General features: G+C 70.7%; 15 protein-coding genes. 8 read left to right on the forward strand and 7 right to left on the reverse strand.

Annotated features, from left to right (window positions below):
- Nucleotides 1–129 precede the first annotated feature (129 nt).
- Nucleotides 130–1455 (forward strand): hypothetical protein, encoded by a 1326-nt coding sequence (locus ACYVIP_RS17355; protein ID WP_460397400.1) that lies wholly within the window; start codon nt 130–132, stop codon nt 1453–1455.
- Here ACYVIP_RS17355 and ACYVIP_RS17360 read toward each other — a convergent pair.
- The 6 genes from ACYVIP_RS17360 to ACYVIP_RS17385 form a co-directional block, all read right to left on the reverse strand.
- A complete protein-coding gene (locus ACYVIP_RS17360) occupies nt 1430–2953 on the reverse strand; it encodes a beta-N-acetylhexosaminidase (protein WP_460397402.1) in 1524 nt (507 codons plus the stop codon). The genes ACYVIP_RS17355 and ACYVIP_RS17360 overlap by 26 nt on opposite strands.
- 4 nt (nt 2954–2957) lie before the next feature.
- Nucleotides 2958–3791: a carbohydrate ABC transporter permease gene (locus ACYVIP_RS17365; protein WP_460397404.1), complete on the reverse strand. Its 834-nt coding sequence runs from the start codon at nt 3789–3791 to the stop codon at nt 2958–2960.
- A complete protein-coding gene (locus ACYVIP_RS17370; RefSeq protein ID WP_460397406.1) occupies nt 3788–4726 on the reverse strand; it encodes a carbohydrate ABC transporter permease in 939 nt (312 codons plus the stop codon). The genes ACYVIP_RS17365 and ACYVIP_RS17370 overlap by 4 nt, the downstream gene beginning before the upstream one ends.
- 10 nt (nt 4727–4736) lie before the next feature.
- Nucleotides 4737–6032: an extracellular solute-binding protein gene (locus tag ACYVIP_RS17375; RefSeq protein ID WP_460397408.1), complete on the reverse strand. Its 1296-nt coding sequence runs from the start codon at nt 6030–6032 to the stop codon at nt 4737–4739.
- Between the two features lie 82 nt (nt 6033–6114).
- Nucleotides 6115–6741 (reverse strand): bifunctional 4-hydroxy-2-oxoglutarate aldolase/2-dehydro-3-deoxy-phosphogluconate aldolase, encoded by a 627-nt coding sequence (locus ACYVIP_RS17380; RefSeq protein WP_460397410.1) that lies wholly within the window; start codon nt 6739–6741, stop codon nt 6115–6117.
- 31 nt (nt 6742–6772) lie between these two features.
- On the reverse strand, nt 6773–8056 hold the full coding sequence (locus ACYVIP_RS17385) for an amino acid deaminase (protein WP_460397412.1): 1284 nt from the start codon (nt 8054–8056) through the stop codon (nt 6773–6775).
- A gap of 133 nt (nt 8057–8189) precedes the next feature.
- Here ACYVIP_RS17385 and ACYVIP_RS17390 point away from each other — a divergent pair, with 133 nt between their 5' ends.
- From ACYVIP_RS17390 to ACYVIP_RS17400, 3 genes are all read left to right on the forward strand, one after another.
- Nucleotides 8190–9134, forward strand: a complete 945-nt coding sequence (locus ACYVIP_RS17390; RefSeq protein ID WP_460397504.1) for a sugar kinase — start codon at nt 8190–8192, stop codon at nt 9132–9134.
- 67 nt (nt 9135–9201) lie between these two features.
- On the forward strand, nt 9202–9969 hold the full coding sequence (locus ACYVIP_RS17395) for an IclR family transcriptional regulator (protein WP_460397414.1): 768 nt from the start codon (nt 9202–9204) through the stop codon (nt 9967–9969).
- 118 nt (nt 9970–10087) lie between these two features.
- Nucleotides 10088–10468 carry a RidA family protein gene (locus ACYVIP_RS17400; RefSeq protein ID WP_460397416.1) on the forward strand — a complete coding sequence of 127 codons (381 nt, stop codon included), beginning with the start codon at nt 10088–10090 and terminating at the stop codon, nt 10466–10468.
- A 54-nt stretch (nt 10469–10522) separates the two neighbouring features.
- Here the strand turns inward: ACYVIP_RS17400 and ACYVIP_RS17405 are convergent, their stop codons facing one another.
- Nucleotides 10523–12778: a glycoside hydrolase family 9 protein gene (locus ACYVIP_RS17405; protein ID WP_460397418.1), complete on the reverse strand. Its 2256-nt coding sequence runs from the start codon at nt 12776–12778 to the stop codon at nt 10523–10525.
- A gap of 248 nt (nt 12779–13026) precedes the next feature.
- Here ACYVIP_RS17405 and ACYVIP_RS17410 point away from each other — a divergent pair, with 248 nt between their 5' ends.
- The 4 genes from ACYVIP_RS17410 to pucL are packed head-to-tail and all read left to right on the forward strand — an operon-like array spanning nt 13027 to nt 15973.
- Complete coding sequence (locus ACYVIP_RS17410) at nt 13027–14256, forward strand: PQQ-dependent sugar dehydrogenase (RefSeq protein WP_460397420.1); 1230 nt, start codon at nt 13027–13029, stop codon at nt 14254–14256.
- 22 nt (nt 14257–14278) lie between these two features.
- Nucleotides 14279–14788 (forward strand): 2-oxo-4-hydroxy-4-carboxy-5-ureidoimidazoline decarboxylase, encoded by a 510-nt coding sequence (gene uraD / locus ACYVIP_RS17415; RefSeq protein WP_460397422.1) that lies wholly within the window; start codon nt 14279–14281, stop codon nt 14786–14788.
- A complete protein-coding gene (gene uraH / locus ACYVIP_RS17420; protein WP_460397424.1) occupies nt 14785–15102 on the forward strand; it encodes a hydroxyisourate hydrolase in 318 nt (105 codons plus the stop codon). Before uraD ends, uraH begins: the two co-directional genes overlap by 4 nt.
- Before the next feature lies 1 nt (nt 15103).
- Nucleotides 15104–15973: a factor-independent urate hydroxylase gene (gene pucL / locus ACYVIP_RS17425; RefSeq protein WP_460397426.1), complete on the forward strand. Its 870-nt coding sequence runs from the start codon at nt 15104–15106 to the stop codon at nt 15971–15973.
- Nucleotides 15974–15975: the final 2 nt, after the last annotated feature.

The following is a 15975-nucleotide window of genomic DNA, read 5'->3' on the forward strand; positions in this document are numbered from 1 at the left end:
GCACGGGTGAATTCTTTTCCGGGATTGGCATCCGGGTGATTGTGGTGGCTTTCTGGTCAGGTGGGATCGCGGAGGGTGAGTGCTGGCGCTACCGTCGGAGGCCGAGGGCTGATGGTGGGGGTGTGCGTGGTGTGGGCCGATTTCGGGTTCGCGGAGAATCCCTATGCGACCGAACCGATCCCGGCAAGCGAGGAGGGCGACGAGCTGCTCGTCGGCCGGGACGCGGAGATCAGGTATCTGGAGGCCCGTATTCAGGACTCCGGCGCGCATCCCACGCTGGAGGGCGACAACGGCGTCGGCAAGACCAGCCTGATCTCGGTCGTCTGTTACCGCCTGCGCAACGACGTCGGCGGCCGCGCGGCGACGGTCTTCCTGCCGGCGATCGACGACGCTTTCCAACTGCTGCCCGGTGACACCCCGGACCTGTTCGTCAAACGGGTCTATCTGCGGATCGCGTCCACGATCGTCGCCGAGCACGATTTCCTCAAGGAACGCGGCCTGCGGGTGCCCAACATCGGCGACGTCCGCTCCTGGCTCAACTCGCCGGTGGTCAGGGGTTGGGGTGCCTCGCTGTCGCTGCTCGGCCAGGGCGGCAGTCTCAGCCGCAGCCAGTCGGCGAACACCTCGCCCGGGTTCACCGACGCCGGCCTGCTGGACATGGTCAACCGCTGGCTGCGGCAGCTGTTTCCCAGCTCGCAGTCCGGCGGGTTCATCTGCGTGATCGACAACCTCGAACTGCTGGAGACCACGCTCGGCGCGCGGACGCTGCTGGAGGCCATCCGCGACCCGCTGTTCAACCGGCGGGGCCTGCGCTGGATCCTGTGCGGCGCCCGCGGCATCATGCGCACCAGCGCGGCCTCCCCCCGGCTGTCCGGGCGGATCGCCGAGCCCATGGAGGTCCGGCCGATCTCCGATCGCTTCGTGGAGGCGGCGATCGAGCGGCGGATCGCGCGGTTCCGGATCAACGAGGACGCCGTCGCGCCGGTCGGCCCGTACTCGTTCCGGCTGCTCTACGACATCCTCAACCGCAACCTGCGGGAGGCGTTCCGCTTCGCCGAGGACTTCGCGTTCTGGCTCTACGGCGAGGGGGAGACCGCCGGCACCACGGCCACCTTCGACGCGTTGTTCCAGATCTGGCTGGCCACCTGTGCCGATCAGCACAACGCCGACACCCAGCTCGGCAAGCGCGCCTGGCAGGTCTTCGACCAGCTGTCCGACCGGGGCGGCTCGTGCTCGCCGAGCGACTACCGGTCCTTCGGCTTCAACGCGCAGAACGTGATGCGCTCGCACATCAAGGCCCTCGAAGCGGAGAACCTGGTCACCACGACCCTGCACGACGAGAGCGACAAGCGGCGCAAGACGATCGTGATGACCTCGCGTGGCTGGCTGGTGCACTACGCCAGGTGCGGCTACCGGGCACCGCGGCCGGTCAGCCAGGTGGGGAGAGGTGTCTGATCCGGCCGGGGACGCCGGGGCGGGTCTGCCAGGGGTGCGGGCCGGACAGCGGGCGGTACTCGACGCCCATGGCGTCCAGGCGGGGTAGGTGGTGGTGCGCCAGCCGGTGCTCGAACTCGGTCAGGGAACGGTCTTTCTCGGGTGACCACACGACTTCCGCGAACGCCGCCAGCCGGGGGAAGGCCGCGTAGTCCACCCGCCGGGCGCTGTCCAGGTGCTCGGTCCACACCTGGGCCTGCGCACCGAGCACCCGGTCCCGCGCGTCGCCGGGCAGTCCGGCGGGGATCGGCTCGTAGCCGTACACGTCGGCCAGGGTGTGCCGGTAGCCGACCGGGATCGGCTCGTCGGGATGGTCGGACTGGCGGTGGTCGAGGTAGACGTGCTGCTCGGGGCACATCACCACGTCGTGGCCGGCGGTCGCGGCGGCGATGCCGGCCGCTTCGCCCCGCCAGCTGGCGATGATCGTTCCCGGCGGTACCTCGCCGCTGTCGAGCAGCTCGTCCCAGCCGAGCGCGCGCCGGCCCAGCGTGGCCAGGTGTGCGGCGATCCGCGCGACGAACCAGCCGTGCAGGTGCGCCGGCGACGGCAGGCCGAGATCGGCCGCCCGTTGCCGGGCCGTGGGGCTGGCTATCCACTGAGTCGGGGGCACCTCGTCGCCGCCGACGCAGAGTACGGGGGACGGGAACACCGACGCCACGTGGCTGAAGACCCGTTGGTAGAACTCGACTGTCTCGTCGGCGGCGTTCAGCACGTGCTCGCTGATGCCCCAGGCGGTGCGCACCGGCAGCTGCTCCCCGGTGACGCCAAGCGCGGGGTAGGCGGCGATCGCGGCCTGGCTGTGGCCGGGCACGTCCACCTCCGGCACCACGGTGATGTGCCGCCGTGCGGCGTAGGCGGCGATCTCCTTGAGGTCCTCAGTGGAGTAGAAGCCGCCGTGCGGGCGGCCGTCGTGTTCGGTTGTGCCGTCGGGTGGGCGGCCGGTCCACGAGCCGTGCCGCCAGGCGCCGACCTCGGTCAGTCGCGGGTAGTCGGGGATCTCGATGCGCCAGCCCTGGTCGTCGGTCAGGTGGAGGTGCAGCACGTTGAGCCGGTGGGCGGCCATCAGGTCGATGAACCGGAACACGCCCGCCTTGGGCATGAAGTGCCGGGCGACGTCCAGCAGGCATCCCCGCCACGCGAACCGTGGATGGTCCTCGATCTGTCCACACGGGAGGATCCACTGTCCGGTGTGGATGTTGGCCGCCCTGGCCGCGTCCGGGCCGAGTAGTTGGCGCAGCGCGCCTTCGGCGTAGTACGCGCCGGCCTGGTCCGCGGCGACCGTGGTGACCGCGGCGGGCGTGATCGTGATCCGGAAACCCGCTGGCTCGGGCACCGCCCTGGGGTCGATGGTGAGCACTGTGGACACGGTGGTGGGGATCTCGGCGGAGTCGAAGCGGTAGGTCCCGCCGGCCGGCCAGACCCGCACGGGCCGGGGGAGCAGTACGTCGAACGGAGTCATCGGCTCATCCCTTGATCGCGCCCCCGATGCCGGAGACCAGATGGCGTTGCACGGCGACGAAGAACACCAGCACCGGGATGGTCATCAGCGTCGCCCCGGCCATGATCGCGCCCCAGTCCTGTTCCTCCGGCTTGAAGAACACCAGCAGTCCCAACGGGAGCGTGCGGTTGTCGGTGCCGGAGATGAGGAACGTCTTGGCGAACAGGAAGTCGTTCCAGGCGTGGATGAACGACAGCACGCTGGCCGCGACCAGACCCGGCGCCACCAACGGGAACAACACCTGCCAGGTGAACCGGAACCGGGACGCGCCGTCCAGCGCCGCCGCCTCCTCGAGCTCGACCGGCACCGCGGCTACGAACCCGCGCAGCATCCAGATCGCGAACGGCAGGCTGAACGCCAGGTGCACCAGCACGAGCGAGCCGAGCTGGTTGAGCCCGACCGCCGGCACCACGTCGCCGAACGAGCGCATCAGGAAGAACAACGGGATCGTCAGCGCCTCCACCGGAACCATCTGCGCCACCAGCAACATCACCAGCAGCACCGCCCGGCCGCGGAAGCGGAACCTGGTCAGCGCCACCGCGGCGAGGAACGCGGTCACCAACGACAACGCCACCACGAGCAGCGCGACCACCAGGCTGTTCACGAAGTACAGCCCGAAGTCCTGCACGTCGAGCACCCGGCGGAAACTGTCCATCGAGGGCGCCAGGGTCCACGGCCGGGGGTCGGCGGCCTGGATCTCGCCGGGCGGCTTGATGGCGGAGAGCACCATCCAGTACAGCGGGAACGCCACCACCAGCGCGATCAGCACGCACGCGATGTCGGCCGCCCGGCGCCTCATCCGCGCACCCTCAGGTACAGCACGGTGATCAGCAACAGCAGCACGGTCATCACCACGCCGATCGCCGCGCCGAGCCCGTACTGCTCCCCGGCGAACGCCTGCTGGTAGGCGTACACGTTCAGCACCATGTTCTGTCCGGCCACCCCACCGCCGTTGGTCATCACGTAGATCTGGGTGAACACCTTGAAGTCCCAGATCGTCGACTGCACGGTGGCGATCGCCAGCAGCGGCCGCAGGATCGGCAGCAGCACCGAGGTCGCCGTGCGGGTGGCCGAAGCGCCGTCCAGCGCCGCGGCCTCGACGACCTCCCTCGGGATAGCGCTGATGCCGGCGTACATCGTCACCATGACGAACGGGAACGAGCACCAGATGATCTCCCCGGCGACCAACCCGAACGCGGAGAACCGCTCGAAGGTCCAGGAATGCCCCTGGGCGCCGAAGCCGAGGCTGGACAACACCTCGTTGACCAACCCGAAGTCCTGGTCGAACAGGAACAGCCACACGTACGAGCCGGCCATCGCCGGTGTCGCCCACGCGCCGAGCGCGGCCAGGAACAGCAGCCTGCGCGCCCACGGACTCGCCCGGCTCGCCAGCACCGCGAGCGCGGTGCCGACCAGCAGGCTCCCGCCGACACACACCGCGGCGAACACCACGGTCGCCGCGAGCACGTCCCAGAACCGCGGATCGCCAAGCAGCGTCAGGTAGTTCTCGGCGCCGAGGAACACCAGCGGCGCGGCCCCGGAGGCCTGCGGCTGCCCGTAGTCGTAGAGCGAGATCACGACGAGCTGGTAGAGCGGGTAGGCCAGCAGTCCGAGCAGGACCACCGCGGCCGGGATCAGGTACAGCACCGCCGCCCGGCGCTCGCCCCGGTGGAGCCCCTGTCGCGCCGCACGGGTGCGGACGTCCGGCGCGACAGGGGTGATCTGGTGCGCCATCAGCGTGTCGTCAACCGGCGAACGCCGCGTCCATCTCGGCCGCGGCGGCCGAGGTCGCCGCGGTCACGTCCAGCTCGCCGGTGACGACCTGTTGCACCGCGGTGGGCAGCACCGTCTGCGCGTCGATCTGGGTCCACGCCGGGGTCGCCGGGACGAACCGGGTGCCCGACTGGACGGTCTCGATGAACGGCACGAGGAACTCGTCCTCGGCGGCGATGCGGTCCTGCACGTCGGCGAAGGTGGGCATGGTGCCCATCGCGGTGTACATCTTCTGCTGGTAGTCCTTGCCGCCCAACAGTGTCACGAACTCCCAGCCCAGCGTCCTGCGTTCGCTTGAGCGCAGCACGCCGAGCAGGTTGCCGCCGGCGAACGCGGGCGCGATCTCGCCGGACTCCGTGCCGGGCAGGGGAATCACCGCGTACTTGCCCGACGCCGCGCCGGCGTCCACCGCCGCGCGGTTGAAGTCGCCGCCGATGGTCATCGCCGCCTTGCCGCCGGCGAACGCGGCCACCGACTGGCTGCCGGTCAGCTGCGCGCACTGCGCCGGTGGGCAGATGTCGTCGGCGATCAGCTCGGTGTACTGCTCGAACCCCGTGCGTGCCTGCTCGCTGTCGACGGTGGCCGACCAGGTCTCGCCGTCCTGCTCGGCGAGGTCGCCGCCGTTGGCCCAGATGAAGGGCAGCAACGCGAACAGGTACTTGCCGTCGACGGCGATCCCGTACAGGTCCGGCTTCGCCGCGCGGACCGCGCGGGCGGTCTCGGTCAGCTCGGCGAGCGTGGCCGGCGGTTCGAGGCCAAGCTCGGTGAACACGTCGGTGCGGTAGTAGAGCGCCCTGGTGCCGGTGAACCACGGGACGCCGTAGACCTTCCCGGCGATCCGCGCGGTGTCGAGCACATCGGGCACCAGGTCGGCGCTTTCCGCCCAGGACTCGAGGTCGGCGGTGAGGTCGGCGAAGCCGTTGGACGCGGCGTAGCCGGCGAGGTCGGTGTTGCCGAACTCGGCCACGTCCGGCGCGCTGGCCGGGTCGTTGAACGCGCCGTTGAACCGGGTCGCGCGGCCGTCGACCGGCAGGTACTCGATGTTGACCGTGACGCCGTCATGCGCGGCCTCGAACTCCGCGACGGCCTCGTCGACCACCGCGGCCTTGGGATCGTTGCTGGCCTCCTGGAACAGCCAGACGGTCAGCTCACCGGTGGTCTCGCCGCCGTCCTGGGCGCCGGGACTGTCCGCCTGGGGTGGTGCGCACGCGGCGGCGAACAGCGCGAACGCTGTGGCGGCGGTGACGATGGCCTGGCGCAACCTCATCGGACCCCCGGGTCGCCGCAGCAGCTGACTCTTCGGATGCTAGGGGTCACAACGGGTTCGCACAAGGTCTAAACCAATGTTCTCAGCTCGCCGAGGCCACCGCCGCGACGAAGGCGCTGGCCCGCTCGGCGATCTCGGCCAGCCGGGACTCGGCGGCCAGCACCGGACCGACCACGCCGCTGCCCGCGGTGACCGCGAGCGCCCCGGCGGCCAGGTAGCTCGCCGCGTTGTCGGTGGTCACCCCGCCGGTGGCGACCAGGGGAATGTCCGGGTACGGGCCGTGCAGGTCGCTGAAGTAGGTGGGGCCGAGTCGCGCGGCGGGGAACACCTTCACCGCGGTCGCGCCGAGGTCGACGGCCGTGGCGACCTCGGTCGGCGTCAGCGCGCCGAGGACCACCGGCACCCCGTGCCTGGCCGCCTCCTCGGCGACCTCCTGGCGCAGGCCCGGCGTCAGCAGGAACGTGGCGCCGGCGGCGATGGCGTCCCTGGCGTCCTGTGCGGACAGCACGGTGCCGGCGCCGATCAGCACACCGTCTACTGTGGACGCCCGCTCGATGAGCCCCGGCGCGTCCGGAGTGGTGAGGGCGAACTCGACGATCGGCAGACCGGCCTCGACGAGGGTCCCGGCGAGCCCGACCGGGTCGGGGATCGCGGGCGCGCGGATGATGCACAACGCGCGGCGGGCGGTCAGTTCGGCCAGCAGGTCCATCGTTCTCCTTGGTGCAGATCCTTGGCACAGCTCAGAAGTAGGTGCGGATCAGGTCGACGACCACACCGTCGTCGACCACCGGGACCAGCGACCACTTGTCGAACGTGGTGCACGGGTGGGACACCCCGAGCCCCACCCGGTCGCCGACCGCCAGCGACGCGTGGTGGACGTAGGCGTGCTGGTCGTTGACCTTGACCACGGTCGCCGACAGCGCCTCGGTCGCCCCGTCGGTGTGCCGGACCACCTCGGGGAACGGGAGATCGGCGTCGAAGGGCAGGTCCCGCTTGCCGGCGGTGAGCAGCGCGAGGCCCGGCTCGGGGACCGAGGTGACCTCCGCCCAGATCCGCGCCGCCGGCCGCAGCGGCGGCGCGTCGTCGATCCGGGGGAACTCGCCCAGCGGCGACTGCCGGCGGTACATGCCGGCGTCGTGGGAGACGTAGGCGCCGCTGCGCACCACGGGCAGCACCGGCAGCCCGGCCGGCCACGGTTGGGCGAACGCCTCGGCCACCTGGTCGAAGTAGCCGCTGCCGCCCGCGGTCACGATCACCTGGTCGAGATCGTCGAAGTGGCCGCGCCCGGCCAGCTCGATGGTCAGCGCGCGCAGCCGGTCGAGATAGGCGCGCACCCGGCCGAGCGCATCGGGGGTGGTGTCGTGGGTGACCGGTCCCTCGTAGCCGCCGACGCCGACCAGTCGCAGCACGGGCGTGTCGGCCACCGCCCGGGCCACCGCGAGACCATCGGCCAGGTCGCGCACGCCGGTCCGGCCGCCGGGCACGCCCAACTCCACCAGCACGTCCACCGGCCGCTCGGTGTCGGCCAGCGCCTCGGCCATCAGTTCGACCCCGCGCACGGAGTCCACCCAGGAGCGGAACTGGAACGACTCGTCGGCGGCCAGCTCGCGGGCGAGCCAGCCGAGTCCGTGCGGGTCGACCAGTTGGTTGGCCAGGATCACCTGGTCGACCCCGAACGCCCGGTACACCCGAAGCTGGCTCAGGTTCGCGCAGGTCTGGCCCCACGCGCCGTGATCGAACTGCCGGGCGAACAGTTGTGGGGCCATCGTGGTCTTGCCGTGCGGCGCGTGCGCGAGACCGTGGCGGGCGCACCAGCCGGCGAACGTGGCCAGGTTGTGCTCGAGCGCGGTGGCGTCGATGGTCAGCAGTGGCAGCACGAAACCGCCGGTGAACAGCTCGCGCCGGTCGGCGATCAGCTCGCCGATGGTGGTGCCGGGCGGCAGGTCCGGCATTCCCTTGAACCGCCAGTCGACCCGCTCCCGCTGGATCGCGGCGACGGCCTCCCGGTCGATGTGCCCGGCCATTCGGCTCCTATTGCGTCAGGTGCAACGGGTGTTGCGCTATGTGCCGCACTGGTGTGTAGCATCCCGTTGCCCGACCAGTCAACGCGAGTCCGAGGAGGCCGGTGCCGTGGACGTGCTCTGTCTTGGGGAGTCCATGGCGCTGTTCGTGCCGGCAGAGGACGGGCCGCCGAGCCGGGTGCGCACGTGGACCAGGACCGTCGGTGGCGCGGAGTCCAATGTGGCCTGTCACCTGGCCGGCCTCGGGGTCGCGGCGGCGTGGGTGAGCGCGGTCGGCGACGACGCGTTCGGCCGGGCGGTGGTCGATTTCGTGGCCGGTCACGGGGTCGACGTGTCCGGTGTGCTGGTGGACCAGGAGCGGCCGACGGGGCTGTATGTCAAGGAGTCCGACGGCAGTCCGGTGCGCTACTACCGGCGCGGCTCGGCGGCGTCCGGAATGGACCGGGAGCTGGTGGCGCGGCTGCCGGTGGACGGGGCGCGGCTGGTGCACACGAGCGGGATCACGCCCGCGCTGTCGGACTCGTGTCTGGCGCTGATGCGGGAGCTGGTCGCGCGCCCACGGCGTACCCACCGGCTGTCCTTCGACCTGAACTGGCGGCCGGCGTTGTGGCGTGACCGGGACCCGGCGGTGTTACGGGAGTTGGCGGCGGCCGCGGACATCGTGTTCGTCGGCGCGGACGAGGCCGAGGCCGTCTGGGGTGTCGGCGAGCCGGCCGCGATCCGGGAGTTACTCCCGGCGCCGGCGATGCTGGTGGTCAAGCAGGCCGAGCACGGCGCGACGCTGATCGAACGTGACCAGGACACCGGTGTCGATCGCCCGCCGGTGTTCCAGCCGGCGCTGCGGGTGGACGTGGTGGAGCCGGTCGGCGCCGGGGACGCGTTCGCCGCCGGCTTCCTGGCCGCCACCCTCACCGGCGCCCAGTCGCCAGCACATCGGCTCCGCGCTGGCCACCTGCAGGCCGCCGCCGTCCTGCGCACCCGCGACGACGTGTGCCCCCCGCTCCCCACCCCACTGGTCACCCGCCTGCTCGCCGCCACCGCCGCCGAATGGGCGGCGGCCAACATCGGTCCAGTGCAGTGAAGGGTCCCTTCACCGCGTCCAGTGCAGCGAAGGGACCCTTCGCTGCGGTTGAGCGGGGGGCCGGGACGTGAGCCAGAGTCTTGAGCGGGGGTTGGTGTTGTTGGGTGAGCTGGGGGGCGGGCCGAAGAACCTGGACCAGCTCGCCGACCGGCTCGGGGTGCACAAGTCGACGGTGTTGCGGCTGTTGCGGACGCTGGAGGCGCAGCGGTTCGTGCAGCGTGGCGACGCGCGGCACTACCGGCTCGGCACCTCGCTGTTCGACCTGGCGTTCCGGGCGCTCGACGAGCGGGACGTGCGGCGCGCGGTCGAGCCGGCCGCGCGCGGGCTGAACGCCGAGACCGGACACACCGTGCACCTGGCGTCCTATGAGGACGATGAGGTGATCTACATCGACAAGTACGAGTCCCGGCACAATGTCCGGATGTACTCGCGGATCGGCCGCCGGGCCCCGCTGCACTGCACGGCGGTGGCGAAGGTGCTGGTGGCCGCGCTGCCGACGGCCGACCGCAGGCTGGTCGCGGACAACTGCGACTACCAGCCGTTCACCGCGAACACGATCACCGGCGCCGAGGCGTTCCTCACCGAGCTGGCGACGGTGCGCACTCGTGGCTACGCCGTGGACAACGCCGAACACGAGGACTTCATCCACTGTGTGGCCGCGCCGGTGCGGGGAGCGCGCGGGGAGGTGCTGGCGGCGCTGTCGTTGTCGGTGCCCACGGTGGTGCTCGACCTCGACGGCCTGCTCGACCTGGTGCCGGCGTTGCGCAGCGCGGCCGAGCAAGCGTCCGTCGAATGTGGATACTCGACCGACCAACAAACACAGGAGCGAGAGTGAGGGAGCGGTTGTTGTCTGGACTGAGGAGCGCGCGCAGGCGCGTCAGCGCCGAGCACGTGACGAGGGAAGACAACAACTCAGCGACCGAACGAAGCGACCATTCAACACAGGAGTGAACGTGTCCAAGAGTGTGCTCGCGTTGTCCGATGACAAGCGGCCTTCGATGCCGTTGAGTCACGGCATCCGCAAGGGGAACATCCTCCAGGTCGCCGGTCAGGTGGCGCTCGACCCGGCCAGCGGCGAGCTCGTCGGTGACACGGTCGCCGAGCAGACCGTCCAGTGCCTGACCAACGTCCAGGCCATCCTGGAGGCGGGCGGCGCCAGCTTCGACGACGTGGTGATGATCCGCGTCTACCTCACCGACACCGCGCACTTCGCCGAGCTGAACGAGGCCTACGCGGCCTTCCTGCCAGAGCCCTACCCCGCCCGTACAACCGTCTACGTAGGACTCCCGGCCGGCATGCTGGTGGAGATCGACGCATTGGCCGTGCTGGACTGAACAAAGGCGATGGCCGGGCCGACGCGACGCTGCGCCGGCCCGGCCACCACCGGCTCACCCCTGGTCGTCCAGGAAGGACGCCATCCAGGCGAGCGCGGAGTTCCAGTTGATGGCCACCTCGTTCGTCGAGTACGACTGGATGTCGTCGACGTAACAGAACTGCGGTGCGCACCCGGCCAACAGGTCGGCCGCGAACGGGTCCTCCAGGCTGACGTTCGCGCCGCCGGCGATCGACCCGGACGGCGGGTTGGGCGAGTTGGGGTCGAGCTGGCGGCCGAAGATCCGGCTGTGCTGGTTCTGCGGCGTCTTGCTGCCCCAGTCGGTGACATAGGAGTGGTTGAGCGCGTTGCGCCCGAAGATGTAGTCCACGCCCTGCAACGCCCCGTCGCGGTAGCGCCGGTCGCCGGTCAGGTCGAACGCGGTCGCCAGCACCACCGCGTTGTTGATGATGTTGCCGTTGCCGCCCCAGAAGTAGCTCTCCGGCGCGCCCGGGATCGCGAGCCCGTACGGCTCGTTCGCGATCGTCGCCAGGTACTCGTCGGCCGCGGACACCACCGAACGCCGCAGCTTCGCCCGCTTGGGCAGGGACAGCTTGCTCGGCACGGTCGCCAGATCGAGCTTGCCCAGCGCCGCGGTCGATGGCCAGCTGAACCCGGTCGGGCCGAACACCTCACCGGTGTTGTGCGGGGAAGCGTTGACATCGTTGAGGAACCGCGCCTCACCGGTGGTCAGGTACAGCTCGGCGGCCGCCCAGTAGAACTCGTCGCTCACGTCGTTGTCGCTGTAGGCGCCGCCGCCGATGCCGTCGTTCGGGTCCGCGAGCCGGTTCGGGTTGGCCTTCGCCGCGGCGTAGGCGGTCCGTGCTGCGGCAAGGCACTCGGCGGCGAACGCCGCGTCGTGGGCGCGGAACACCCGGCCGCACTGCGCGGCGGTGGCGGCCAGGTTCAGCGTGGCGGCGGTGGACGGCGGGTGCAGCTCACGCGGCTGCGGGTCGTCCTCCGGCGCGAGCGGCAGTCCGGTCCACGCCGCGTCGTGGATCTTGTGGTGGGCCATCCCGGCGAGCGGCTCGCCGGCCGGCACCTGCATGCGCAGCAGGAACTCCAGCTCCCAGCGTGCCTCGTCGAGGATGTCGGGCACGTCGTTGCCCTGCTCGGGCACCCGCAGCGTGCCGTCGTCGAGCGCACCCGGCGTCGCCGTCGGCGCGGTCAGCGACCGCTCGTAGGTGCTCAGCAGCTGGTAGGTGGCGATCCCGCCGTTGACCACGTACTTGCCGTGGTCGCCAGCGTCGTACCAGCCGCCGCGCACGTCGAGCCGGTGGTCACACACCCCGGCCTGGCACGGCACATCGGTGTCTCCCTGGTTCGGCGCCACCCCAAGGTGTCCGGCCGGTCGCGCGTACTCGTCGCCAACCAGCGCGCCGTCGATCGGGATGCCGCTGCGCTGGATGTAGAAGAACTGCAACGAGTCCGAGCGCAGCGCCGAGTAGACGTCGCCGATGGCGAAGGGGTAGCTGGTCTCGCCGTCGGCGGTCAGCGTGTAGCCGCTGCCTTCCTCGGTCACTCGAGAGAAGTCGACGGTGTGCGTGTTCTGCCCGGACGCTGGATCCACGCCACGCGGCGTGGTCTGCCCGTCCGCGACCACCGCGCCCGTGTCGTCGGCGAGTGACCAGGGCAGCGCCGAGGTCGACTCGGTGACCACGGTGGCGTTCTTCGGCCCGTCCGGCAGATAGCCGACCTGGTTGACCCGCACCCTTGGCCCGGTGTCCGGCTCGTACACCGGCGGTTCCGCGCCGCCGACGAGCGAGATGTTGTCCAGGCAGAGCGTCCACGCCTGCTCGGCGCCGCCGACCTGGAACGCCACCTGGTCGGCCGCGCTGTCCACATCGGCGGTGAACGTGTAGGCGAAGTGTTGGGCCTCGGGGTCCAGGATGGTCGGCTGGGACAGCCGCTCGGTCCACGGGTCCACCTGCAGCTGCACCTTGGCCAGCACGCCGACCGGCACCGAGGCCGAGGCGTCGAAGGACAGCTCGTAGGTCTCCCCGGCCTGCAGCGCCAGGTCGTTCTGGCCGACGATGGCGTCCCACGGGTTCACGGTGCCGCCCGCGATCTCCGCGCACAGTTGGCCGTCCACCACGGAGGCGGGCGCGTTGGTGGTCCACCACCACGGGTCGGTGCCGGTGTCGAAGGTGCCGTTGACGATCAGTTCCGGTGGTTGTGCGGCGGCCGGCGGGGAGAGCATGGCCACGGTGACGAGCGCGGCGGTGGCGGCCGAGGCGATCTTGGCCACGCGACGACGGGTCGGGCGAGACAAGGCAGGGTCCTTTCCGTGGTGGCGACAGTGACAACCACGAGCTGACAACCACGAGCTGACAACCACGAGCTGCGCCGAGAATATGGGAGCGCTCCCAGTTTCGGTACCGATCGTGGCCAGAACCGGGCCGCGTTGTCAACCGGTAGTCGTTAATCCGTCCGGAAAGCGGCCAGATGGCGGGATGGACTTCGAGGCGAATCCGTGTACGGTTGGGAGCGCTCCCAGAATAGCGACCTTTAGGAGCCCACATGTCGCGACGGCGCTGTCGCCAGGTCACCCTGCTGACCGGACTGCTCGTGCTCTCCCTGTCCGCTCTCCTGCTGCCGACGGCCACCTCCGCCGCCGGCGCGCCACCCGGCCGCGCGGTGCCGCTCGACGAACTGACTGTCGTCACCGAACAGGTCGCCTCCGGCCTGCAGCGCCCGATCGCGCTCACCGGACTGCCAGACGGCCGGCTGCTGATCGCCGAGAAGCGGGGCACCGTCCGGGAGTACCACCCGGACACCGGCCTGTCGGCCGAGCCGGTGCTCGACCTGACCGACCGGGTGGACCCGTCGGACAACGAGCGCGGCCTGCTCGGTCTCGCGCCCGCGCCGAACTTCGCGCGCACCGGGATGCTCTACATCGCCTACACCAGCCTGCCCGACGGCGCGCTGACCCTGGCCCGGCTGCCGATCGACGCGCCGGAACGGGAACAGGTCCTGCTCACCCAGGAGCACTCCGAGTACGGCAACCACAACGGCGGGCAGGTCGCGTTCGGCCGCGACGGCCTCCTCTACTGGTCCCTTGGCGACGGCGGCTACGCCAACGACCCGTTCGACTCCGGTCAGGACCTGACCACCCTGCTCGGCAAGATCGTGCGCCTGGACGTCAACCGCGCCTGTGGACCGACGCCCTACTGCGTCCCGCGCGGCAACCCGTTCGTCGGTGTGCCCGGCGCCCGGCCGGAGATCTGGCTCTATGGCCTGCGCAACGCGTGGCGGTTCACCATCGACCAGGCGGACAACTCACTGTGGATCGGTGACGTCGGCCAGGGCCAGCTCGAGGAGATCAACCACATCCGGCCAGGGCAGGGCGGCGCGAACCTCGGCTGGTCGTGCCGGGAGGGCACCTCGGTGTTCGACGAGCTGCAGTGCCGGGACGGCGCGCGCTACACCGACCCGGTCTTCGAGTACAACCACCTCAACAATGGCTGCTCGGTGACCGGCGGCGTGGTGTACCGCGGCTCGCAGACCCCGGAGGCGCGCGGCACCTACCTCGCCTCCGACTACTGCTCGACGGTCGCCTACGCCGTGCGCCCCAAGGCCGGCGGCGGCTACGACAGCGCAGAGCTCGGCACCCTGACCATCCAGCCGACGGCGATCGACGCCGACGCCAGCGGCGAGATCTACGTACTGAGTGACCTTCCCGGATGGTTGAGTCGAGTGCGGTTCGAGCGGGTTGAGCCGGACTCCAGCGGTGAGGCGGCGAACCGCTGACCGAATAAGTACAGTTCCGTGGATGTCCGACGACTCGCGGCTGGCCGCGCTCAACCAGGCTGAGCCGGGTCAGGCCGAGCGGGACCTGCTCGCCTGCTGCGCTTCCCGCCGCTGGGCCGACGAGTTGCTCGCCCGCCGTCCCTACCGCGATCTCGACGCGCTGCGCGCGGTGTCCACTCGGGTGCTCGACGCGCTGACCTGGGACGACATCGAGGAGGCACTGGCCGCCCATCCCCGCATCGGGGAGCGGGCGGCCGGTGGCGATCAGGCGGCGGGCTGGTCGCGCGCCGAGCAGGCGGGGGTGTCCGAGTCGGCCGCGTCGACCAGGGAGGACCTCGTCGCCGGCAACCTGGCCTACGAGGAGCGGTTCGGCCACGTCTTCCTGATCCGCGCGACCGGACTGTCCGCCGAGACCATCCTCACCAGACTGCGGGAACGGCTTGGCAACGATCCCGGGACCGAGCGTGCCGTGGTGCGCGCGGAGCTCGGCGGGATCGTGGAGCTGCGACTGGGGAAGGCGTTCAGCTCGTGAGTCTGTCCACGCATATTCTCGACACCAGTGTCGGCCGGCCGGCGCCGGACGTGCCGGTTCGGCTCGAGGCCAGGGCGGAGGGCGGCTGGCAGGTCGTCACCGACGGCTGCACCGACGCCGACGGGCGGCTGGCCGGCTGGGGGATCGAGGCCGCCGGGGTGTACCGGTTCGTCTTCGAGACCGGCGACTATCTCGGCCAGGAGGCGTTCTATCCGGAAGTCGTAGTGGTCTTCCGGATTACCGACCCGGCAGAGCATTATCATGTGCCGTTGCTGATCAGCCCGTTCGGGTACAGCACGTACCGAGGGAGCTGAGATGGACATACGCCTTGGCGACAACCAGTACGGCAAGGCCGAGGTGCGCCTCGTGCGGGTCGACCGGGACCCGGCCGCACACGCGGTCACCGACCTCAACGTCAGCATCGCGCTCGCGGGCGACCTGGACGCCACCCACCTCACCGGCGACAACAGCGGCGTGTTGCCGACCGACACGCAGAAGAACACCGTCTACGCCTTCGCCAGGGACGGCGTCGGCGAGCCGGAGGAGTTCGGGCTGCGGCTGGCGCGCCACTTCGTGGACCAGACGCCGACGATCAGCCGGGCCAGGGTGCACCTCGAGCGGTACCGGTGGGAGCGGATCACCGTCGACGGCCGGCCGGCGCACCACTCGTTCGCCAGGGCGGCCGGCACCCGCACGGCCACCGTCACCTACGACGGCACCCAGACGTGGGTGGTCACCGGCGTCGCGGACCTGACGGTGATGAACACGACCGACTCGGAGTTCCACGGCTTCCACCGCGACCGGTACACCACGCTGCCCGAGACCACCGACCGGATCCTGGCCACCGCGGTGACCGCGCACTGGCGCCACGCGCGCGCGGACGCCGACTGGGCGGAGTCGTTCGCCGGCGCGCGTGGGCTGCTCCTCGAGGCCTTCGCCGACACGCGTTCCCGTTCGCTGCAGCAGACACTGCACGCGATGGGCGAGCGGGTGCTGCGCCACCGGCCGGAACTGGTCGAGGTGCGCCTCGCGTTGCCGAACAAGCACCACTTCCTGGTCGACCTGAGTCCGTTCGAACTGGACAATCCCGGCGAGGTCTTCCATGCCGCCGACCGGCCGTACGGGTTGATCGAGGGCAGTGTGGTGCGCGACGGCGCGCCCGCGCCCGGCCTGGCGTGGTGGTGACC

This window comes from Actinophytocola sediminis (assembly GCF_054779715.1).